The organism is Planotetraspora phitsanulokensis (assembly GCF_016863295.1).
Classification (GTDB): domain Bacteria; phylum Actinomycetota; class Actinomycetes; order Streptosporangiales; family Streptosporangiaceae; genus Planotetraspora; species Planotetraspora phitsanulokensis.
Map to the genome: position 1 here is coordinate 288,337 of NZ_BOOP01000001.1, position 20,987 is coordinate 309,323.

At 70.8% G+C, this 20,987-nt stretch carries 19 protein-coding genes; 13 read left to right on the forward strand and 6 right to left on the reverse strand.

Annotated elements, in window-relative coordinates:
- Nucleotides 1-103: 103 nt before the first annotated feature.
- From Pph01_RS01360 to Pph01_RS01390, 7 genes are all read left to right on the forward strand, one after another.
- Entirely contained in the window at nucleotides 104-871 is a 768-nt protein-coding gene (locus tag Pph01_RS01360; RefSeq protein ID WP_204071024.1) for a metallophosphoesterase family protein, read from the forward strand.
- Nucleotides 872-885: 14 nt separating this feature from the next.
- Complete coding sequence (locus Pph01_RS01365; RefSeq protein ID WP_204071025.1) at nucleotides 886-1,323, forward strand: SRPBCC family protein; 438 nt, start codon at nucleotides 886-888, stop codon at nucleotides 1,321-1,323.
- The gene (locus Pph01_RS01370; RefSeq protein WP_204071026.1) at nucleotides 1,320-2,480 is read left to right on the forward strand and encodes an ArsA family ATPase; all 1,161 of its coding nucleotides are present in this window, start codon (nucleotides 1,320-1,322) and stop codon (nucleotides 2,478-2,480) included. Before Pph01_RS01365 ends, Pph01_RS01370 begins: the two co-directional genes overlap by 4 nt.
- Entirely contained in the window at nucleotides 2,477-2,965 is a 489-nt protein-coding gene (locus Pph01_RS01375; RefSeq protein ID WP_204071027.1) for a hypothetical protein, read from the forward strand. The genes Pph01_RS01370 and Pph01_RS01375 overlap by 4 nt, the downstream gene beginning before the upstream one ends.
- 158 nt (nucleotides 2,966-3,123) lie before the next feature.
- Complete coding sequence (locus Pph01_RS01380; RefSeq protein WP_204071028.1) at nucleotides 3,124-4,065, forward strand: ROK family glucokinase; 942 nt, start codon at nucleotides 3,124-3,126, stop codon at nucleotides 4,063-4,065.
- An 18-nt stretch (nucleotides 4,066-4,083) separates the two neighbouring features.
- Nucleotides 4,084-4,782, forward strand: a complete 699-nt coding sequence (locus Pph01_RS01385; protein WP_204071029.1) for an endonuclease/exonuclease/phosphatase family protein — start codon at nucleotides 4,084-4,086, stop codon at nucleotides 4,780-4,782.
- Nucleotides 4,783-4,886: 104 nt separating this feature from the next.
- Nucleotides 4,887-6,065 (forward strand): beta propeller repeat protein, encoded by a 1,179-nt coding sequence (locus Pph01_RS01390; protein WP_204071030.1) that lies wholly within the window; start codon nucleotides 4,887-4,889, stop codon nucleotides 6,063-6,065.
- Nucleotides 6,066-6,253: 188 nt separating this feature from the next.
- On the opposite strand, the gene Pph01_RS01395 is transcribed toward Pph01_RS01390, so the two are convergent.
- A complete protein-coding gene (locus tag Pph01_RS01395) occupies nucleotides 6,254-6,718 on the reverse strand; it encodes a hypothetical protein (protein ID WP_204071031.1) in 465 nt (154 codons plus the stop codon).
- Nucleotides 6,719-6,730: 12 nt separating this feature from the next.
- Nucleotides 6,731-7,495 carry an alpha/beta hydrolase gene (locus Pph01_RS01400; protein WP_204071032.1) on the reverse strand — a complete coding sequence of 255 codons (765 nt, stop codon included), beginning with the start codon at nucleotides 7,493-7,495 and terminating at the stop codon, nucleotides 6,731-6,733.
- A gap of 127 nt (nucleotides 7,496-7,622) precedes the next feature.
- Here Pph01_RS01400 and Pph01_RS01405 point away from each other — a divergent pair, with 127 nt between their 5' ends.
- Nucleotides 7,623-8,321 carry a lysophospholipid acyltransferase family protein gene (locus Pph01_RS01405; protein WP_204071033.1) on the forward strand — a complete coding sequence of 233 codons (699 nt, stop codon included), beginning with the start codon at nucleotides 7,623-7,625 and terminating at the stop codon, nucleotides 8,319-8,321.
- 67 nt (nucleotides 8,322-8,388) lie between these two features.
- Nucleotides 8,389-9,927: an MDR family MFS transporter gene (locus Pph01_RS01410; protein ID WP_204071034.1), complete on the forward strand. Its 1,539-nt coding sequence runs from the start codon at nucleotides 8,389-8,391 to the stop codon at nucleotides 9,925-9,927.
- A gap of 108 nt (nucleotides 9,928-10,035) precedes the next feature.
- On the opposite strand, the gene mmuM is transcribed toward Pph01_RS01410, so the two are convergent.
- From mmuM to Pph01_RS43210, 3 genes are all read right to left on the reverse strand, one after another.
- The gene (gene mmuM, locus Pph01_RS01415; RefSeq protein WP_204071035.1) at nucleotides 10,036-10,890 is read right to left on the reverse strand and encodes a homocysteine S-methyltransferase; all 855 of its coding nucleotides are present in this window, start codon (nucleotides 10,888-10,890) and stop codon (nucleotides 10,036-10,038) included.
- Nucleotides 10,891-11,231: 341 nt separating this feature from the next.
- Nucleotides 11,232-13,847, reverse strand: coding sequence for a VIT domain-containing protein (locus tag Pph01_RS01420; RefSeq protein WP_204071036.1), 2,616 nt, complete (start codon nucleotides 13,845-13,847; stop codon nucleotides 11,232-11,234).
- Nucleotides 13,844-14,737: a MerR family transcriptional regulator gene (locus Pph01_RS43210; RefSeq protein WP_275412780.1), complete on the reverse strand. Its 894-nt coding sequence runs from the start codon at nucleotides 14,735-14,737 to the stop codon at nucleotides 13,844-13,846. The genes Pph01_RS01420 and Pph01_RS43210 overlap by 4 nt, the downstream gene beginning before the upstream one ends.
- A gap of 515 nt (nucleotides 14,738-15,252) precedes the next feature.
- Here Pph01_RS43210 and Pph01_RS01430 point away from each other — a divergent pair.
- On the forward strand, nucleotides 15,253-16,452 hold the full coding sequence (locus Pph01_RS01430) for an alkaline phosphatase PhoX (RefSeq protein ID WP_239116340.1): 1,200 nt from the start codon (nucleotides 15,253-15,255) through the stop codon (nucleotides 16,450-16,452).
- Nucleotides 16,453-16,511: 59 nt separating this feature from the next.
- On the opposite strand, the gene Pph01_RS01435 is transcribed toward Pph01_RS01430, so the two are convergent.
- The gene (locus Pph01_RS01435) at nucleotides 16,512-17,420 is read right to left on the reverse strand and encodes a bifunctional helix-turn-helix transcriptional regulator/GNAT family N-acetyltransferase (protein WP_204071037.1); all 909 of its coding nucleotides are present in this window, start codon (nucleotides 17,418-17,420) and stop codon (nucleotides 16,512-16,514) included.
- A 293-nt stretch (nucleotides 17,421-17,713) separates the two neighbouring features.
- Between Pph01_RS01435 and Pph01_RS01440 the strand changes: the two genes are divergently transcribed.
- The 3 genes from Pph01_RS01440 to Pph01_RS01450 all read left to right on the forward strand — a co-directional run bounded on the left by Pph01_RS01440 (nucleotide 17,714) and on the right by Pph01_RS01450 (nucleotide 20,897).
- Entirely contained in the window at nucleotides 17,714-18,739 is a 1,026-nt protein-coding gene (locus Pph01_RS01440) for a 6-phosphofructokinase (RefSeq protein WP_204071038.1), read from the forward strand.
- A gap of 281 nt (nucleotides 18,740-19,020) precedes the next feature.
- Nucleotides 19,021-20,223 (forward strand): MacS family sensor histidine kinase, encoded by a 1,203-nt coding sequence (gene macS / locus Pph01_RS01445; protein ID WP_239116341.1) that lies wholly within the window; start codon nucleotides 19,021-19,023, stop codon nucleotides 20,221-20,223.
- Entirely contained in the window at nucleotides 20,220-20,897 is a 678-nt protein-coding gene (locus Pph01_RS01450; RefSeq protein WP_204071039.1) for a response regulator, read from the forward strand. Before macS ends, Pph01_RS01450 begins: the two co-directional genes overlap by 4 nt.
- Nucleotides 20,898-20,987 lie beyond the last annotated feature (90 nt).

Sequence of the window (20,987 nt, forward strand, 5' to 3'; positions counted from 1 at the left end):
CAAGCGCACGCTATCAGTGTCGCTCGGACCGGGTGGGGACAAACGTCTGACCTGTGATCAAGCGCTTGGTTGGTCAGATCGGGGCGGTACTACGATGTCGACCATGCGGGTACATGTCGTCAGCGACGTCCACGGCCGGGTCGACGCCCTGGCCCGTGCGGGAGACGGCGCCGACGCGCTCGTCTGCCTGGGCGACCTGATCCTCTTCGTCGACTACCAGGATCACTCCCAGGGCATATTCGCCGACCTCTTCGGCCCGGAGAAGGCCACCGAGTTCATCGGCCTGCGCACGGCCGGCCGGTTCGACGACGCAAGGGCGATGTCGACGGCTCTGTGGTCCGAGCTCGGCGGCGACCCGCGCGGGCACATCGAGTCGGCGGTGCGTAAACAGTACGAGCAGATCTTCGCCGCCATGCCCGAGCCCGCGTACCTGACCTACGGCAACGTCGACCTGCCGCTTCTCTGGAAGGACTATCTGCGGGCGGGCCACCAGGTGCTCGACGGCACGAAGGTCGAGATCGGCGGGCTGACCTTCGGCTTCGTGGGCGGCGGCCTGCGCACCCGGTACCGCACGCCGTACGAGATCGACGACGAGGACTACGCGCGGAAGGTGGAGGCGGTCGGCCAGGTCGACGTCCTGTGCTGCCACATCCCGCCGGCCGTCCCGGAGTTGTTGTACGACGTCGTGGCCCGCCGCTTCGAGCGGGGCAGCGAGGCGACGCTGGAGGCGATCAAGGCCACCCAGCCCAGGTACGCCCTTTTCGGGCACGTGCACCAGCCCCTGGTCAGCAGGACGCGGATCGGCCGGACGGAGTGCGTGAACGTCGGCCATTTCCGCGGCCGCGGCACGCCTTTCGCCCTGGAATGGTGAAGTACGGTTAGCCCATGGCTGATCGCACCACCTCCAGTGTCACCATCCGCGCCGACCGACCGGCGATCATGGCCGTGATCGCGGACTTCCCCTCCTATCCCGAATGGGCAGGCCAGGTGAAGACCGCGGACGTCCTGGAGGTCGGGCAGGACGCCAAGCCCGCCAAGGTCCGGTTCGTCATCGACGCCGGCGTGATCAGCGACCAGTACGTCCTCGCCTACGACTGGGTCGACGACACGGTGGTCAGCTGGGAGATCGCCGAGGCGGGCCGGATGTTGTCCCGCCTGAGCGGCAGCTACCGCCTCGCCGACGGAGGCGACGGCACCGACGTGACGTACGAGCTCGCCGTGGAGCTCAAGGTCCCCATGATCGGCATGATCAAGCGCAAGGCGGAGAAGGTCCTCGTCGACACCGCGCTGAACGGGCTCAAGAAGCGCGTCGAGAGCCTATGAGGATCCTCCTCTTCACGGGGAAGGGGGGCGTCGGCAAGACCACCGTGGCCGCCGCCACCGCGACCCTCGCCGCGGCGCGCGGGCTGAAGACGCTGGTCGTGTCGACCGACACGGCCCACTCCCTGGCCGACGCCCTCGCCGTCCCCGCGTCGGAGGAGCCCGTCGAGGCCGCCCCCGGCCTCTTTCTCCAGCAGGTCGACACCCAGAAGTCGCTCGAACGGCACTGGGGCGAACTGCGGGACTACATCAGGAACCTGTTCGGTGAGCTGGGCCTCGACGAGATCACCTCCGAGGAGATCACCGTCCTCCCCGGGGCAGAGGAGATCATCGCCCTGCTCGAGCTGCGCGAGCAGGCCCGCACGGGCACCTGGGACGTCATCGTGGTCGACTGCGCGCCGACCGCGGAGACGTTGCGGCTGCTGGCCCTGCCCGAGGCGTTCGACTGGCACGTCAACCGCCTCCTCCCGGTCGGCCGGCGCGTGCTCAGGGCGGTCTCCCCGATGTTGCGGCACGTCGCGAAGGTGAGCGCCCCGCAGGGAGAGGTCATCTCGGCGGGGGAGCGGCTGCACCGCGCCCTGCTGGACATCCGCGAGCTGCTGACCGGCGGGGACGCCTCCGTCCGGCTGGTGCTCACGCCCGAGGCGGTCGTGGTCGCCGAGGCCCGCCGCACGCTGACGTCCCTCAGCCTGTACGGCTACCGCGTCGACGCCGTGATCGCCAACCGGGTCTTCCCCGCCGACGGCGCCGACGAGTGGCGCAGGGGCTGGGTCGAGGCGCAGGCCAGGCAGCTCACCGAGGTCCACGAGTCGTTCGCGCCGCTGTCCGTCAGGACCGTGCCGTACCTCGCCGCCGAACCGGTCGGCCCCGCCGCCCTCGCCGGCGTCGCGGAGGAGCTGTACGGCTCCGCCGACCCGTTCGCCCGGCCGCAGGCCGAGCCGCCGCTGCGCCTGACGGCCGACGAACTGGTGCTGGACCTGCCGCTCGCGGACAAGGCCGACGTCGACCTGGCCCGAAAGGGCGACGAGCTGATCGTCACGGCCGGTCCCTACCGGCGGGTGATCGCCCTGCCTTTGGCCCTCGCCCGGCGGGGTATCTCCTCCGCGACGCTCTCCGAGGGCCGCCTCCGGGTACGGTTCGAGGCAGGAGGGGCGAAATGACAGACGACAAGGACACCAGCGGAGCCGGCGCGAGTGGCGCGGGCCGGCGGCAGGACCCGCTCGGATCGGCCGCCGAAGAGGCGATGAAGCTGCTCGACGCGCTCCAGCAGCGAATGGGCCGCGAGTTCGGCAAGGGCGTCGTGAAGGGAAGCGCCAACGGGTTCGGGATCAACTTCGGCGGCGGCGACCGGCGGAACCGCGACCACGACGTGTGGGGCGAGGCGGTGTCGGAGCCGCACGGCGACGAGTACATCTGCCGCGCGTGCCCGGTGTGCCGGGTCATCGCCGCCCGCAAGGAGTCGGGCGGAGACGTCGCCGACCATCTGATCGCGGCGGGAGGAGAGCTGTTCGCCGCGGTGAGGCAGGCGTTCGACGCCCTGCAGCGGCCGTCGTCCGGGTCGCCGGGGTCGTCTTCGGGATCATCTGCGGGGTCGTCGGGCCCACGGCAGGGGGAACCCCGAGTGGAACACATCGATCTCGGCTGATTGGATCGGCTCGATCAGATTTGACCGGGCCTGGCTTCGGTCGGTTCCGGCGACGCGGTCTCCTGGCGAGGGCACTCCTCGTGCGGCCGTACGGTGTCTCGAAGACCTGTGCCGGTCCGTGCCGTGAGCCGGACGCCTGAGGGCGAGAGGAAGACACCATGGCGCTGACCATCGGCGTGGACGTAGGCGGCACCAAGATCGCATCTGGGGTCGTGGACGACGACGGGCGGATTCTCGAGCGGTGCCTCAGGCAGACTCCGGCGGACAACCCGGAGAAGGTGGCCGTGACGATCGCCGACGTGGTGTCGGAGCTGGCCGGACGGCATGAGGTCGAGGCCGTCGGCGTGGGCGCCGCCGGGTTCGTGGACGAGACGCGGTCGTTCGTCAGGTTCGCGCCGAACCTCGCCTGGCGCGAGGAGCCGCTGCAGGAGAAGGTCAGCGAGCTCGTCGGCCTGCCCGTGGTGGTCGAGAACGACGCCAACGCCATGGCGTGGGGCGAGTACCGCTTCGGCGCCGGCCGCGGCGAGACCCACGTGGTCTGCGTGACGGTCGGCACCGGCATCGGTGGCGGCGCCGTGTTCGGCGGCGAGCTCTACCGGGGGCGCTGGGGAATGGGCGCCGAGTGGGGTCACATGCAGGTGATCCCGGATGGCCGGCCCTGCGGCTGCGGCCACCGCGGTTGCTGGGAGAAGTACGCCAGCGGGAGTTCCCTGCTGATCGACGCCCGGGCGAGCGCCGAGGCCGACCCCTCGTCGGCCGTCCATCTGCTCGAGCTGGCCGGCTCCGTCGACGTCCTGCGGGGCGAGCACGTGACGGAGGCGGCGCGGAGGGGCGACCGGGCCGCCCTCGACGCGTTCGACTCCCTCGCGCAATGGCTGGCGCAGGGGCTGGCCGACCTGGCCGTGATCCTCGATCCCGGGCGGTACATCATCGGCGGGGGCGTCTCCGCCGCCGCGGACCTGTTCATGGACAAGGTTCGCGAGGCCTACGCGGAACGGCTGATCGGCCGGGGCCACCGTCCCCTCGCCGAGATCCGGGTGGCCGAGCTCGGCCCCTCGGCGGGCCTGGTCGGCGCGGCGGACCTGGCCCGGCAGCGCTGACGTGGACCTGGTCCCCTCGTGTCCGACGTGCTGACCGTCGTCTCCTACAACGTCCGGTCGCTGCGTGACGACCGCGACGCGCTGGTCCGCGTCATCCGGGCGGTGCGGCCCGACGTGTTGTGTCTGCAGGAGGTGCCACGCGGTCCCTCCTGGAGGCGTCGGCGGGAGGCGCTGGCCCACGACGCCGGGATGAGCGTCGCCGCGGGGGGCAGGGTCGGAGGGGTGTCCGTCCTCGCCGGCCCCGGCGTGCGGGTCGTCCGCGGGCAGGGGGACAGGCTGCGCTGGATCCCCGGCCTGGAGTGGCGGGCGCTGGCTCTCGCGGTCGTCGAGAAGGAGGGCGCCCGGTTCGCCGTCGGCTCGGCCCACCTCGACCTCGTCCCGCGGGCCAGGTTCCGGCACGCCGCGCAGATCGTCCAGATCCTGGACGACGCGGCGCGGACGTCGGGTGCGAGAGCCGTACTGGCCGTGGACGTGAACGAGCGGCCGGGAGAGCCGGTGTGGACGTACCTCGCGGAGCGTTTCACCGACGGCCACGCCCGGGCGCCGCGCGGGGAGGGCCGCACGTTCCCGGCGCGCGACCCCGCCATGCGCATCGACGCGATCTTCGTGGATCCCGCGCTGGCCGTCCTCGCCTGCGGCGGCGCGGAGGCCGCCCGTCAGGATCTGCGTGACGCGAGTGACCATCTGCCCGTGGTCGCCGACATCGCGCCTGCTTAGAGGGGTTCCGGGGTACTCCGAGCGGGTCGCGGACAGGCATCGCTTCGGGTGCGGAATCGTGACCTCTTGACCGATGCGCTCTCCGTTCCCCGTACGATCAATTCATGACCTGCCGCCCGGTACGGCGTGCGGTGCCGATGTGTGTGCTGTTCGTCGGACTTCTGGCCGGCTCCCTCCTGCGCGCCACATCGGTGGCCCACGCGCATGCAGACCCGGGCCGCCAGAAGGCGGACCGGAAGACGGCTCAGCAGGAGGTCGCCCAGGGCGCCTCGTCAGCCAGGTTGCAGCCCGACGGATCGTTGTCCGACGTGGCGGGATCGTCCGCGCACGACATCTGGGCCGTGGGCCAGCAGAGCGTCTGGGACATCTGGATGAACCGCGGTGTGATCACACACTGGAACGGCACCTCGTGGACCGAGGTGGGGATCCGGGGGGACACCACGGGAGCGGGCCACCTGCGCTCGGTGGCCGTGTCGTCCGCCAACGAGGTCTGGGCGGTCGGCGAAGGCCACGACGGCCTGCCGTACGTCGCGAAGGGGTCGCGTGACGGGTTCGACCGCGTCACCGTGCCGCAGTTCCGCACGGGAGACTGGCTGGGCGGCGTGGCGGCCTCGACCGGCAGGGTCGTCGCGGTGGGCAGCAGGGGCGACCGGGTGCTCATGGCCGCGTCCAGCGGCCCGGCCAAGGGCGGCACGTGGACGACGGCGCTGGGCCCCGAAGGCGTCCTGTACGGCGTGGCGGTCACCGGCAAGTCCGATGGATGGGCGGTGGGCGACACCGGCGATCAGCCGCTGATCATGCGGTTGTCCGGCACCGGGTGGAAGAGCGTGCACCTGCCCTCCATCGAGGGCGGCTACCTCCGCGACATCTACGTGGCGGACCGCAAGCACGCGATCGCCGTCGGCGGCGTCTACCGGAGCAGCGGCAAGATCGTCCCACTGGTCCTCCGATGGGACGGCAGGCGCTGGATCCGGAGCGACCCCCCGGCGAAACAGGCCGAGCTGTACGGCGTGACCGGCGACGGCGACGGCACCTACTGGGTGTCGGGATACGATGCGGGCCACGCGGCCGAGGGTTTCCTGCTCCGATACGACGGAACCAAGTGGACGACGGTACGCGGCAACGCGGCGTCGTCGGACCGGACGGTGCGGCTCCAGGCCGTCACCCACGTCGCGGGTCTCACCCTGGCGGTCGGTCACGCGCTCGGCGCAGACGACCACTACACCGATCTCGTCGAGCGGTTCGGACCCCCGGGCGGCCAGCGCGGGAACGCCGCCGAATGACCCACGCGCCCGCTGTCGCCGGGCGGGGCGTCGCCCTCGGATGACGGAGCCGTGCCCACGATGAGGGGTTCGCCTCAGGTGACGGCGCCGTGCTCAGGTCGAAGGGCCGGCATCGGGTGACGGCGCCGTGCTAACGGCGAAGTGCGTGTTTCAGATGACGGCGCCGTGCTAACGGCGAAGCGCGTGCTTCAGATGACGGCGCCGTCGTCCCAGCCGGAGTCGGGAGGCGGGCCGTCGCCCATGCGGACCACCAGCGTCACGAACCCGCCGATGAACGCGGCGACGGCGGTGAACACGATCCAGCCCTCCATGGGCCAGTCCAGCAGGGCGGCGAGTAAGAGGTAGGCCGGGCCACCGAACAGCGCCACCCAGGAAAGCCGGCTGAGGGCGTCACCGCGGGGAAGAGGCGGCGGGGGCGGGGGGACGTAGTGACCCTCGTCGTCGGCCTGCTCCGCGGAGCCGTCCGTCTCGTCGTCGGCCTCGTCGCGAGGTTCGTCTTCGCGCTCGGGCGCTTCGCCGTCCTCGTGGACGGTCTCGACGGCGACGTTCTCGCGGTCAGGCCATGGCTGATCGGCCGAGGCGTCCTCGGCCTTCTCATTGAATGAGGCGACGATCTGACGCCAGACCTCGTCCTCGTCACTTTGCGGCGTCACTTCGATCCCGGGTCACAAGTCCTTCGTCAAGGGTACAGAGGCGTGAGAGCGGATGAAGTCGAGGCTACCCTCGAAGATCGCGGTTGCGTCGTTGTCGAGGGTGGCGACGTGGTAGCTGTCCAGAAGTTCCCTGATTTCAAGGTTGTCCCCCATCCTGGCTCTGAGGAACGCCGTACTCGCGGGTTTGACCACATGGTCATCCTTGCTGTGGAAGACCAGGACCGGCTGAGTGATCTTGTCGAGGTCGGTCTGCACCAGCTTCCACAGGCGCGGCAGCGTGGCGGCCGCCCGCACGGGGGTCCTGGCGTAGCCGAGCTCGGTCACACCGTCCATCTTGATGTCCCCCGCGACGCCGGGGACCGACGGCAACACCCACTTCAGCGCCGGAGCGAGCCGCAGGATGGGCGTGTCGTTCACGACCGACGGGTTCACCGCCACCACGCCCTGGACGGCGGCGCCGTGGATCTCGGCGAGGCGAAGCGCCATGCACCCGCCGAGCGACAGGCCCATGACGAACGTCTCGGAGCAGCGGCCGCGCAGGTCCGCGAAGGCCTTGTCCAGCGCGGCGTACCAGTCCTCCCACCGGGTCCTGCTCATCTCCTCCCACGTGGTGCCGTGACCGGGCAGTCGGGGGAGCGAGACGGTGAGTCCGGCCTGAGCGAGATGCTCCGCCCATGGGCGCAACGCCTGAGGTGAACCGGTGAATCCGTGACACAGCAGGACGCCCACCGCCCCGCCGTCGTGGTGGTACGGCTCCGCGCCCGGCAGCACTGGCATGGACACCTCCGCGTGGCAGAGCCGAAAACCCCGGCTGTTTCGCCCGATAGTCGCATGTAAGTCGTCGTTAGTGCGAGGGGGTGAGCCATGCGAAGATGACTTCACGTCCGACCTTGGAGGTGCCTGAGTGTTCTACTGGGTGTTGAAGGCCGTCCTTTGGCCGATCCTCCACTTCGTGTTCCGCCCGTGGGCGGAGGGTGTGGACAACGTGCCCAAGGAGGGGCCGGTCATTCTTGCGGGCAACCACCTGTCGTTCGCCGACCATTTCTTCGGCGCGCTGCCGTTGCCTCGCAAGGTCATCTCCCTGGGGAAGGCCGAGTACTTCACCGGCCGGGGCATCAAGGGCATGTTCAGCCGGCTGTTCTTCTCCGGCGTCGGCACCGTCCCGATCGACCGGTCGGGCGGCAAGGCCAGCGAGGCCGCCCTGCGGACGGGCCTGCGCATCCTGAAGGACCAGCAGGTGCTCGGCATCTACCCCGAGGGCACCCGCTCGCCGGACGGCCGGCTGTACAAGGGCAAGACCGGCGTGGCGCGTCTCGCGCTGGAGTCCCGCGCACCCGTGATCCCCTGGGCGATGATCAACACGTTCGAGATGATGCCGCCGGGCCGTCCCCTGCCCAAGCTCGGCATCCGCCCCGGCGTGCGGTACGGCAAGCCCCTCGACTTCTCCCGTTACTACGGCATGGAGAACGACCGCCTCGTCCTCCGGGCGGTCACCGACGAGATCATGTACGCCCTCATGGAACTGGCCGAGCAGGAGTACGTCGACAAGTACGCCACGAGCGCCAAGGTCGAGATGTTGCGCGCGGCCCGGGAGAATTCCTAGCGGAAACCGTCGGGGTTGGGGAGTAGCGTGGCCACGTCGCCCCCCGTTACCCAGAACGGAAAGCCGCATGAGCGTTCGCGAGGAACAGGAAACGGTCTCCGGATACCTTCCCCATCGGCAGATCATGATCGTGCTCACGGGTGTGGCAGCCGGAATGCTGCTCGCCGCGCTCGACCAGAGCATCGTCGGCACGGCTCTGCCGCGCATCGTCTCCGAGCTCGGGGGGCTGGACAAGCTCTCCTGGGTCGTCACGGCCTACCTGCTCACCTCGACCGCCGCGACTCCGCTCTGGGGCAAGATCTCCGACCTGTACGGCAGGCGCGTCATCTTCCAGGCGGCCATCGGCATCTTCCTCGTCGGCTCGGCGCTCGCCGGGCTGAGCCAGAACATCGGCCAGCTCATCACGTTCCGGGCGATCCAGGGGCTGGGCGGCGGCGGGCTCATGGCCCTGGCGTTCAGCATCATCGGTGACGTCATCCCGCCCAGAGAGCGCGGCCGCTACCAGGGATACTTCGGCGCGGTGTTCGGCACGTCGAGCGTCGCGGGGCCGCTGCTCGGCGGCTTCTTCACCGACGGTCCCGGCTGGCGGTGGATCTTCTGGATCAACCTGCCGGTCGGCGTGATCTCGCTGATCGTGACCTCGGTCGCCCTGAAGATCCCGCTGGTGCGCCGCCCTCACAAGATCGACTACCTGGGCGCCCTGATGATCGTCGCGGGGGTCTCCTGCCTGCTGCTCTACCTCGACTGGGCGGGCAACGAGTTCGGCTGGACGGCGCCGGGGTCGCTCGCGCTCATCGCGGGCTTCGTGGCGCTCGCGGCGCTGTTCGTGCTCGTCGAGTTGCGGGCGGCCGAGCCGATCATCCCCATGCGCCTGTTCCGCAACGCGATCTACAGCGTGGGCAACGCCTACACCTTCCTCGCCGGCCTCGCGATGTTCGGCGGGCTGATCTTCCTGCCGGTCTACCTGCAGGCCGTCCAGGGCATGTCGCCCACCAGGTCCGGCCTGGCGCTGCTGCCGGCCGTTTTCGGCATCTTCTCCACGGCGATGACCTCGGGGCAGCTGATGTCGCGGACGGGCCGTTACAAGATCTTCCCGATCATCGGGGCGATCGTGCTCATCGTGGCGCTGGGGTTGTTGGCCACCATCCGCGTGGACTCGCCGTACTGGCAGGTCGCGATCTACGCGTATCTGTTCGGCGCGGGCCTCGGCTTCACCATGCAGACGATCGTGACCGCGGTCCAGAACGCGGTCGACCGGGCGGACATGGGCACCGCCACCAGTTCGACCACGTTCTTCCGCATGATGGGTGCGGCCATCGGCACCGCGATCATGGGTGCGGTCCTCACGAACCGGCTCACACACCACCTCGCCGCGGAGTTCGGCGGCCGGGCTCCCGCGGGAGGGATGGACGCCAACAACGTCCAGGCCATCCAGCAGCTGCCGCCTCCTATCAAGGAGCATGTGCTGGTGGCGTTCACGAGCGCGATCGACGACGTCTTCCTGGCCAGCATTCCGTTCGTGGTCTTCGCTTTGGTCGTCGGCTTCTTCCTCAAGGAGATTCCGCTGGCGAGCCGCGCGGACCAGCCCGCCGTGATGGGCGGCTGACGGAATCCTCGCCGGTCGCCGCGGCGGTTCTCGGCCGCGGGAGCCGGTCCCCGGCCGTCGCGGCCGTTCTCAGCTGGGGGAGTCCCGCCCGGCCGCCGCGGCGGTTCCTCAGCTGAGGTGTGACCTGATCTCGCTGATGTGCGCCGGGGTGGTCCGGCAGCAGCCGCCGATGTGCGTGGCACCCAGCGCGCGCCATTCGGCGGCGGCTTCGCCGTACTCGACGGGGTCGGTGAGACCCGTCCAGCGCTGCGCCGCGGCATCCCATGTCTCGCCGGAGTTGGGGTAGACGACCGTCGCCCCCTGCTCGATGAGGCTGGAGATGAACCGCGGGGCGGTGCAGTTCGCGCCGACGGCGATCACATTGGTGAGATCTTCGAACAGCGCGGCGGACTCCTTGAAGGGTGTTCCGTCGCTGATGTGCTCGCCGTCGCGGCAGGAGAAGCTCACCCACGCCTGTACCGAGGGCGTCTCGCGCAACAACGTCGCGAGGGCCCGGGCCTCGTCGAACGACGGAATCGTCTCGCAGGCCAGCACGTCGGCGCCCGACTCGGCGAGGATCTCGAACCGATCCCGATGCCACTCGAGCAGGCCGCCTTCGTCCAGGTCGTAGTCCCCGGTGTATTCGGCGCCGTTGGCCAGGTACGCGCCGTACGGTCCCACGCTGGCGGCGACCAGGCCATGGCCGACGGCGTCCCGGGCCTGTACGGCGAGCGTCACCGACAGCCTGATCAGGTCACGGGCCTGGCCGGTCGTCAGCCCTCGGCGGACGAACCCCGGGATGCTGGCCTGATAACTGGCGGTGGTCGCCACGTCGGCGCCCGCCAGGAAGTAGTCGAGATGTGCCCGGCGGATCACGCCGGGATCCTCCATCAGCAACTTCGCCGACCACAATGCGTCGCTCAGGTCGCAGCCGAGCGCTTCCAGATGGGTGGCAAGACCGCCGTCGAGAACCAGGGAACTCACTCAACAACACTATGCGTTCTTCGCACATGGGGCTTAAAGGGCTCATTGATCGTGTGCTGCGCCGTCGTTCGCGCGTCCCCGCCGGTGGACGTGATGATCGACCCGACACGGGAGGGGTGCGGGAGCCCAGGCGACCCGTTCCCACCCCGCCATCCGATGTCATCCGCCTACCTGACCCGAACTGATCCCTCTGTTCCTCCAGTGATCGGTCTCCCCGAGTCGACGTGACCCGGCTTGCCGGATCCCCAGTGATCCCCAGTGATCGCCGATGGTCCCCGGCGGGTCCCGGCTGACCGACGGGTGCCGGGCGCCGGTTAGCCCGGCGCCCGGTCGGGCAGCGGTCAGCCGCGCTTCCAGAAGGCTCCGCGGCGCGTTCCCCGCGAGTCGGGGCCCGGCGATCCAGAGGGCGTCCCTCCGGGCTCGGGCGAGCCCGGATCCCGCTCGGGCTCCGGCCGGCTCGGCTCGGGTGAGCCGAGCTCAGGGGCGGACGCCGAGCCGGTGCCCATCGTGATCGCGGTCAGGACGTCGACGGCCCGTCGCCAGAGTGCGTCGAGGCTCGCCGTCGCCCTCTCGGCGGTTTCGAGCTCGGCGGCCAGGGCGGCCAGCTCGGAGTGACCGCCGATCATCAGGTCGATCACCTTGAGGCGGCTGGCCAGGTCCGCGAGGTAGCGCCGTCTGTCCTGCTCCGGCAGGGCCTGTGCCGAGCGAAGCCGGACGAGCTCCTCTGACAGCAGCGGGCGCACCCCGTCGAGGTCGGTCTCCGGGGCTCTCCCGTGCGGAAGCGGCGGACGCGCGCCCACGGAGAAGCCACGTCCGCCTGATGCCGGGCCGACGGGCGGGACGGTTCCGCCAGGCGCACCGGCCATGCCCGGGCCGGTGTACGCGCCGGGAGCCGGCGGGACCGCGCCGCTCTCAGGGAGGTGAAGAGCCTCGTCGGCCGTCCACGCGATGGACTCGGTCCTGGAGAAGGAGGCCAGCTTCACCATCGGCGCACCGGTCGCCATCAACGGCGCGGCGACGGGCTCCTCCCAGCCGCTCGGCATCTCGACGGGCTGGATCACGCGGTGTTCCGGCCCGCCATCGGCGACCACACGCGTGTCCACGGCGACGAAGGCCGTGAACCTGCAGAGCACGCCGTATGTGAGCGACGCCTCGATGATCTGCTGCTCCAGCGAACGGTCGCCGGCCAGATACCGGTCCTCGAGGCGCCTCACATGGGCCCGGGCCCACAGCGGGCGCGCGGCGGAGTCGTGCGCGGTGTGGCCGTTCAGACTGGTCTCCCAGGGACTGCCGCCCGACGCGAGGCCGCGCACGGTCATGGCTCCGGATGGCGCCCCCCGATAGCGCCCGGAGACGGACAGCGGCACCCCGGGGTAGAGGCTGCCGACGTGGGTGACGGTCTCCGCGACGATGTCGAGGCCTTCCGGCTTCAACACGATGTCGGTCACGAGCGGCGAGCCGATCCTGCGGTGGATGTGCTCCATCGCCGCGTCGAGGCGATCCTCCGACTCGACCAGCTCGCACCGGCCGGACCCGAGCAGGGCCAGCCTGCCGAGGAATCCGGCGTTCACCGCCCGGTCGATGCCGACCGTGTGGACCCGGATGCCGCCGAGCCGCGCCGCGGTCCGTTCGATGATCTGGTCCTCGTTGCCCACCTGCCCGTCGGTGACGAGCACGAGCACACGGTCCCGGCCGCCTCCGGACCGAGCTTCGCCGTGGCCGGTCGGTCCCGCGCTCTGCCCGGCCGGGGACGGAGCACGATCGACCGTGCCGTCCTCGGCGAACTCGCCGGAGAGCAGCCGCAGCGCCTCCTCCATGGGGGCGAGGATCTCGGTGCCGCCGCGTGCGTCCAGCCTCGCGAGATGCTCCACCGCCCGGTACCGGTTGCGGTCGGTGGCCTCGACGAGCCCGTCCGGGAAGGGGCGCTCGACCACCGAGTCGAAGGACAGGACGGCGAATCTGTCGTGGGAGGTGAGCGTGTCGACGATCCGGGCGGCCGCACGCCGGGCGGCGACCATCTTCCATCCGCTCATGCTGCCCGACCGGTCGAGAAGGAGCACCACGTCGCGTGCCGTCGCCGTGGCCACGGTGTCCGGCGGCGGGATGACGGTGAGCGTGAAGGTCCCCTCCTCGCCGGGGTCGGCGGGGTGCTCGTCCGGCGCCAGGGCGAGTGACGCCGAGGCCTCGAACGGCAGCCGGAGGATGAAGTCGCGGTCGAGCCGCTCGCCGGGCCGGAGGCTGATCGTGTCTCCCTCCAGGGCGACCTCGTGGAGGCTGGAGCGGATCTCCCGCAGCTCGAGACCCGCCGCGTCGATGGTCGCCGCCAGCGACAGCCGTACGGGATCGGGGAAGCCGGGAAGGAGCACGGGAGGGGTGATCCGCGACGCGTCGGGCACGGCGTCGGTGTCCGGCACGACCCCGGCACCTGTCGGCGGACCTTCCAAGGGCGCACCGGGGATGTAACGGGGCGCAACCACGAGCGGGAATCGGAATTCGGCCGCGCCGTCCTCGTAGGGGAGCGGCTGGCTGAGGCTCAGCCGTACCTTGACGTGCTCTCCGGGCACGATGTTGCCCACCCGGATGGTGAACACGTCGGGACGGTCCTCCTCCGCGATGGCGGCGCGTCTGCCCTCCGCCATGGCGCGGTCGTAGTCCGCGCGCGCCTGGCCGCGCTCCTTGAGCACTCCCTCGATCACCCGGTCGTCGGCCTCCATCCGGAAGGAGGTGACGGCGGCTCTGGGCGGCAGCGGGAAGACGTACGTCGCCTCGAGCGACACGTCGAACGGGTTGCGGAAGCCCTGGACCACGTCGACCCCGGCCACGAGGCCGGTGATGTGCGCCGCGACGTCGAGGCTCTCGAGCGGCAGGTTGCCCCTTCCGGTCTCCAGCGTTCCCAGCCCGGCGTCCGGAGCAGGATGGCATTCCTCTGGCCTCAGCGGCGTGATGGGAACGGTCATGGCGTCATCCCTTCAGGGTGGTCGGACCGGTCCGTGAGCCCGAGCCGGGCCAGCATGGACAGAAGTGGTTCGGCGGCCTGGCGCAGCGCCAGAGCCTCGGCGGAGGTGACCGGCCGGCCCGCGGAGTCGAGCGTCACGGTCACGCCGGGGGCGAGCCGCAGGCCGTAGACGACGTCGGCGGGCGCCGATCCGGCCGAGGCCGGGTGGCCCGACGCGCGGCGGATCACGTCCGGCCCGGTCAGCAGTGGTTCGGCCGCGACGGTCGCGTCGCGGCCGGCTGTGAGGTCCTGCCGCGACGGCGCGAACGGCGCGGGAGGCGGCATGACGGGAGACCCGGAGACGGGTGCGGGCGGCGCCGTGGCCGCGGTCGCGGGAGCAGGCGGTGGAGTCCGGACGGCGAGCGGCGGGGTATCGGGTGGCTGCCGCGTCCAGAACCGCTCGCGTGTGGCCTCGACCGGATCGCCCCCGACCGTGCCCTCGGCTCCGGTGTGGTCCGTGAAACCGTCTCCCGCCGCGCCGGCGACCGGAAGGCCCGGAGCGGCCGGCAGGTCGGAGCTGCCGGGCAGGTCCGGGTAGTCCGGGGTCGGGAGGCGGGCCGCCCGCAGGAGCATGGCCTCGGTCGCGCCGGCCAGCTCCGCCTGGATGGCGGCGATGGACAGGCCGTCCGCTTGGCGGCGCTTGACGGCGACGAGCTGGAGCAGGTGACGCCGCCCGTACAGGGCGATCCTGCCCCGGCGGGCGAGGGGCGGGTCGAGCAGGCCGATCGTCGTGTACCACCGGATGAGGCGCTCGTTGGGCACCTCGCGGACCCGGCCGTTGACAGGGCCGGCCGAGTCGAGCAGGCTCGCCGCCCGCTCGGCCAACTCGCTGATGGTCCAGGGCTCTCGCATGTATTCAGAATGACACTGTCACGATGACACTGTCAACGTCGTTCACCGCTCCAACCGCCATGGTTAGCGCAAAGTTTGGCCTCCGGAAGGACGTGGCTTCCCGCCGCGTTCACCGCCTTCGGGTCCACTGGACCGTGGTCGTGGCCGCTTGACCTGCTGGAAGGCGCGATAGTGGACGAAGAGCCGGCGCGCCGCGCGCCGACACTCGGGACGGGGCCTCGCGCTTGCGGGCCTCACGCCCGCGGCCGCAGGCATCGGTTCACACCACGACGTCACATCACGGCGTCGCACAACGAGGGCGCGAGCACATCGGCGCATCGGCAGGCCGGACGCACAACGTCGCACCAGGACGTCACACCACGACGTCGGACCACGCGCCGTGCCGAGCCCTCCCACCGCGGACGGCGCGACCGCGCGGAACGGCCCGCAGGCGCGCACGTGGCACGGCGGAACCGCGGGCACGCGGATCACAGACGCATACGCAGTGGAAACGCGCAGATGGAGGAGGGATCACGGTGAGCCGTACGTTCGTCCGGTCCAGAGCGCTGGCCGTCCTGTCGGGTTCGCTCTGGCGTTCGGCGTGCACCGCGACGTCCCCCCGGGCGGCGCGCCCGGGAACGGGCGGCGCGGAGTCCGAGTCCGTTCCCGTCGAGACGCCGGCGCCGTACGGCGGCCTCCGGGCGCCGGACGGCAACGGCCTCGCGCTCGCCGAGGGTTTCACCAGCAGGGTCATCGGCCGATCCGGCCATCGCGTCGGCGGGGTGACGTGGCACGCCGCGCCGGACGGCGGCGCCTGTTTCCTCGACGGCGAAGGATGGATCTACGTCTCCAACTCGGCCGTGCCGCTGCTCGGCGGGGTCTCGGCCGTGCGGTTCGAGCCGGACGGGACGATCGGCGGCGCCTGCCGGATCCTGTCGGGAACCGATCTGAACGGCGCGGGCGCGGCGACGCCCTGGCAGACGTGGTTGTCGGGGGAGAAGACCTCACAGGGGCGGGTCTTCGAGTGCGACCCGTACGGCCAGCGCGCCGCGATGCCGCGCCTGGCCATGGGGCAGTTCAGGCATGACGGGCTCACCTGTGATCCCGACCGCGGAGTCGTCTATCTCACCGAGGACGAGCCCGACGGCTGTTTCTACCGCTTCCGTCCCGGCGACTGGGGGGATCTCACCACCGGCACGCTCGAGGTGATGGCCGGGTCGCCGGACTGCGAGGCGGTGACCTGGCAGCGGGTGCCCAACCCCGCGGCGATGTTCGAGCCCGTTCGCGAGCAGGTCGCCGGGGCGAGACGTTTCAACGGCGGTGAAGGCTGTCACTATTCAGAGGGTTTCTGCTACTTCACCACCAGAGGCGACGATCGCATGTGGGCCTACGACGCCACCGGCGACCGGATCACCGTCCTCTACGACGGGCGCGCGGAGTCGTACGGGACGGAGAGCCGGACCGGCGGCGCCCAGAGCGACGCCGAGCGCGACACGGTCGTGAGGTCGGGTGACGCCTACGTCGCCGAGGACGAGGGCATCACGGAGATCACGGTCATCAGCCCCGGGGGCATGGTCGAGCCCTTCGTCCGCGTGGTCGGTCACGAGAGGTCGCGGATCACGGGACTGGCCTTCTCGCCTGACGGGCACAGGCTCTACTTCTCGGCCCAGTGGGGTGGGACGGGCGCGGGGGCGGGTGGGATCACCTACGAGGTGGCAGGCCCCTTCCGCGGCTGACGGCGGCCGGCCCAAGGTGACCGCCTGCCGGCCCCGGTGAACGGTCCCGACGGCGGCACCTAGAGGGCGCGAGTCCAGATCTCGTCGACGACGGCCTGGCCGGACTCCTCGCCCTCGTGCCGCTCGGTGAGCTCGAATCCCGCGCCTGCGTAGATGCGGCGCGCACTCGTCAGGTTCTCCCTGGTCCAGAGCATGATCTCCCGGTATCCGGCGTGGCGGGCGAACGCCAGGCACTCCTCGACGAGCCGCCTGCCGATCCCCATCCCGCGCGCGGACGGTTCCACCAGCAGAAGTCGGAGCTGGGCCGTCTCGTCGTCCTTGCGCATGCAGAACACGCAGCCGGCGGGCTCGCCCTCCACCTCCGCGATCCAGCCTGACTCGCGCCGCGGGTCGTGGCCGTCCACGTAGTCGGCGAGGATCCGGGCCACGAGGGCCTCGAAGCCCGTGCCCCAGCTGTACTCCTGGCTGTAGAGGACGCCGTGCCGGTGCACCACCCAGCCGAGGTCTCCCGGCCGCAGCGGTCTGATGACGTACGGCCCCCGCGGGTCGTGCCGGTCGAGGAGGGCGCGGATCGCCGTCATGTGCGAGACCAGCTTGCGGCGCTCCTCCGGGGTCAGCGCGGCGAGCATGCTCCTCACCTCGGCGGACGAGCGGTCGTCGAGGAGGCCGTACGCCCTCGCGCCGGAGTCTGTGATCCGCACGATCTGGCGGCGGCCGTCCTCGGCCGACCGTTCCCGGGCGATCAGCCCGTCGGCCTCGAACCTCGTGAGGATCCTGCTGAGGTAGCCCGGGTCGAGATCGAGCAGGTTGCGAAGGACGGTGACCTCCGCCGCGTCCCGGGTGCCCAGCTCGAAGAGCACTCTGGCCTCGGTCAGGGAGTAGTCGGTGTCCAGGAGGCCCACCTGGAGGACCCCGATGACCTCCGTATAGAAGCGGTTGAACGCTCTGACCTCGGACACCATATCCATTGCCCACCTCAACGAACTAATTGACTCCGTCAAACATATCGGAACGCAAGTCGTACGTGAAGTACGCCGAGGAGTGGGAGACTGTGAATCCCGCAGGCCGCCGGGCCCGGCTGACCAATGGTGTTCACCTGGGCGTGCCCTGCGTTGTTGTGACCGGTTCCGTCGCGTAGCCTCACTGATGGTCTAGACCATTGTTGGCGGCTGGGGCAGAATGCGTTCCGGCGACGAGGTGACGTTCACACCAGTCTGGCCGCCTATCTCATATGCGCGTAACTCATGTGGAGGATCCCGTCATGCGTATCGGAGTGCTCACCGGAGGCGGCGACTGCCCCGGGCTCAACGCCGTGATCCGCGCCGTCGTCCGCAAGGGCGTGGGCGTTTACGGGCACGAGTTCGTCGGTTTCCGCGACGGCTGGCGCGGCCCCCTCGAGGGCGAGACCATGCCGCTGGACATCCAGGCCGTCCGGGGCATCCTCCCGCGCGGCGGCACCATCCTCGGCTCCTCCCGCACCAACCCGATCAAGATCGAGGGCGGCGTGGAGCGGATCAAGGAGAACCTGGTCACGCACGGCGTCGACGCGTTGATCGCCATCGGCGGCGAGGACACCCTGGGTGTGGCCAAGCAGCTCTACGACCGGGGCGTGAACGTCGTCGGCGTGCCCAAGACGATCGACAACGACCTCAACGCGACCGACTACACGTTCGGCTTCGACACCGCGGTCAACATTGCGATGGAGGCCATCGACCGGCTTCACACCACGGCGGAGTCCCACCACCGCGCGCTCATCTGCGAGGTCATGGGCCGCCACGCGGGCTGGATCGCGCTGCACGCAGGCATGGCCGCGGGAGCCAACGTCATCCTGATCCCGGAGAAGCCGTTCGACATCGACAAGGTCTGCTCCTACGTCGAGTCGCGCTTCAAGACCCGCTACGCGCCGATCATCGTCGTCGCCGAGGGCGCCCACCCGATCGAGGGCCAGATGGCCCTGCAGGCCGGCGAGCTCGACGCCTTCGGCCACGTACGGCTCGGCGGCATCGGCGAGCTGCTCGCCCAGGAGATCGAGAAGCGCACGGGCAAGGAGGCCCGCACGACCGTCCTCGGCCACATCCAGCGGGGCGGCACCCCGACGGCCTACGACCGCGTGCTGGCCACCCGGTTCGGCCTCGGCGCGATCGACGCCGTCCACGAGGGCGACTTCGGCAAGATGGTCGGCCTGAAGGGCACGGACATCGTCCGGGTCGGCCTCGGCGACGCCACGGCCGAGCTGAAGACCGTCCCCGCCTCCCGCTACGAGGAGGCCGAGGTCTTCTTCGGCTGATCGAGCGGATCCCTCTCCGTACGGGCCTGCCCGGACACGACGTCCGGGCGGGCCCGTCCCGTCGTACGGCACGGCTGCGACCCGGCCGCGACGGCGTTCAGGAGTCACCATTCTTCTCCCTTTCGACCTCATTGACCCTCTATTCGTCTTGTGGGCGAATCGGATATGTCTTGTGTCGCACGTGCGGGGCGCGTTCCGGGATATACCGCTGAGAGAAACGAAATCGGTGACGGCCGCCGTGCCGTACGAAATCGCCGTGCGCCGATGGTGGGGAGGGACATTTGGGGATCGAGGGACCGTTCTGGCGCGCTATCGCGGTCTTCAGGATCGCCTCCGTCGTGTACGCGGCCATCCTGCTGGCACGCGCCGGCGGTTACGGACATCCCGTCGCCGGATGGCTCGTCATCGTGGTCATGGCCACCTGGACCGCCTTCACGGCCGCGGCCTATCCCTCCGCCCGGGCGTCGTGGCCGCTGCTCCTCGCCGACCTGGCCGTGACCGCCGGGTGCCTGCTCTCGGCGCCGCTCGTGCAGGACCGGGCCGCCATCTCCGGCGGAGTGATGCCGATCACCGCGACGTGGGTCGCCGGTCCCGCACTGGCGTGGGGCGTCGCCCGGGGCCGCCGGGCCGGGGCGGCCTCCGCCGCGATCCTGTCGGCCGCCGACCTGTGGTTGCGCGGGTCACAGGGCATGAACTTCGCCTCCCTCCCGGTGAACGGCGCGGTGCTGCTCTTCCTCGCCGGGGTCGTCGTCGGCCATGTCGCCCAGCTCGCGAGGGAGGCGGAGGAGCTCATGCGGCGGGCCGTTCAGCTCGAGGCCGCCGGCCGGGAGCGCGAGCGGTTGGCCCGCGGGATCCACGACTCCGTGCTCCAGGTCCTCGCTCTCGTGCAGAGGAGGGGCGCCGAGATCGGCGGCGAAGCGGCGGAGCTCGGCAGGCTGGCCGGGGAACAGGAGTCCGCCCTGCGGGCTCTCGTCCAGGTCCCGGCGCCCACGGACGATCTCGCCGAAGACGGCCTCACAGGTCAGCGAGGACCCAGGCAGCGTGCTCTCCGGGTTCCCGGGAAGGGCGGGCCCGCCGACCGGGTCGACCTGCGCGACCTCCTCAGACCGTACGGCAGCGCGCGGGTGACGGTCTCCGCCCCCGCCACTCCGCTGTTCCTGTCGGCGGGGACGGCGCACGAGGTGGGCGCGGCCGTCGGCGCAGCGCTCGACAACGTCTCGAAGCACTGCGCGGAGGGCACCCGCGCGTGGGTGTTCGCGGAGCAGGACGGGGAGGCGGTGACGGTGTCCGTACGGGACGAGGGGCCCGGCATTCCCGACGGACGGCTGGAGCAGGCCGCGGCCGACGGCCGGATGGGCGTCGCCCGGTCGATCCGGGGCCGCATCGCGGACATCGGGGGAACGGTGGAGATCACCTCCTCGCACGCGGGCACCGAGATCGAGCTGTCGGTCCCCGCGGACGCCGGCCGTTGGTGGCGTGTATGAATGTCCGAGATCCTGGGGAGGCGGGGCCGGTCATGCGGGTCATGGTGGTGGACGATCATCCGATGTGGCGGGACGCCGTCGCCCGCGACCTGGGCGAGGCCGGCTACGAGGTGGTGGCCAGCACGGGGGAGGGGCGGCAGGCGCTCCGCGTCGCGGCGGCCGTACGGCCCGACGTGGTGGTGCTGGACCTTCAGCTGCCGGATCTGCCGGGAGTGGAGGTCGCCAGGGGGCTCGGCGCCTCCGACGATCCGCCCCGTGTCCTCGTCCTGTCGGCGAGTGCCGAGCCTGAGGACGTCCTCGAAGCCGTCAAGGCGGGCGCATCCGGATATCTCGTGAAATCGGCGAGCAAGGAGGACTTCCTGGACGCGGTGCGGCGTACCGCGGAGGGCGACGCCGTCTTCACGCCGGGGCTGGCCGGCCTGGTGCTGGGGGAGTACCGGCGGCTGGCCGCGCAACCCGCGGCACCGGAGGGTCCGGTTCTGACCGAGCGGGAGACCGAGGTGCTGCGGCTGGTGGCCAAGGGTCTGTCCTACAGGCAGATCGCGGCCAGGCTCGTGCTGTCCCACCGTACGGTCCAGAACCACGTGCAGAACACGCTCAGCAAGCTCCAGCTCCACAACCGGGTCGAGTTGGTGCGCTACGCCATCGAGAAGGGCCTGACGGAACGGGACTGACACCAGCGGGGGCGGACGAGCCCATGTCGTACGGCACTACAGTGGGGAAGTTCCCGCTGGGCCGGCGCGTTGTCGCCCGTGGCATGAAAT

Coding starts and splice junctions, on each gene's coding strand:
- Pph01_RS01360 (WP_204071024.1), top strand. CDS start 104: ATGCGGGTACATGTCGTCAGCGACGTCCACGGCCGGGTCGACGCCCTG.
- Pph01_RS01365 (WP_204071025.1), top strand. CDS start 886: ATGGCTGATCGCACCACCTCCAGTGTCACCATCCGCGCCGACCGACCG.
- Pph01_RS01370 (WP_204071026.1), top strand. CDS start 1,320: ATGAGGATCCTCCTCTTCACGGGGAAGGGGGGCGTCGGCAAGACCACC.
- Pph01_RS01375 (WP_204071027.1), top strand. CDS start 2,477: ATGACAGACGACAAGGACACCAGCGGAGCCGGCGCGAGTGGCGCGGGC.
- Pph01_RS01380 (WP_204071028.1), top strand. CDS start 3,124: ATGGCGCTGACCATCGGCGTGGACGTAGGCGGCACCAAGATCGCATCT.
- Pph01_RS01390 (WP_204071030.1), top strand. CDS start 4,887: ATGACCTGCCGCCCGGTACGGCGTGCGGTGCCGATGTGTGTGCTGTTC.
- Pph01_RS01400 (WP_204071032.1), bottom strand. CDS start 7,495: ATGCCAGTGCTGCCGGGCGCGGAGCCGTACCACCACGACGGCGGGGCG.
- Pph01_RS01410 (WP_204071034.1), top strand. CDS start 8,389: ATGAGCGTTCGCGAGGAACAGGAAACGGTCTCCGGATACCTTCCCCAT.
- Pph01_RS01420 (WP_204071036.1), bottom strand. CDS start 13,847: ATGACCGTTCCCATCACGCCGCTGAGGCCAGAGGAATGCCATCCTGCT.
- Pph01_RS43210 (WP_275412780.1), bottom strand. CDS start 14,737: ATGCGAGAGCCCTGGACCATCAGCGAGTTGGCCGAGCGGGCGGCGAGC.
- Pph01_RS01435 (WP_204071037.1), bottom strand. CDS start 17,420: ATGGATATGGTGTCCGAGGTCAGAGCGTTCAACCGCTTCTATACGGAG.
- Pph01_RS01440 (WP_204071038.1), top strand. CDS start 17,714: ATGCGTATCGGAGTGCTCACCGGAGGCGGCGACTGCCCCGGGCTCAAC.
- Pph01_RS01450 (WP_204071039.1), top strand. CDS start 20,220: ATGAATGTCCGAGATCCTGGGGAGGCGGGGCCGGTCATGCGGGTCATG.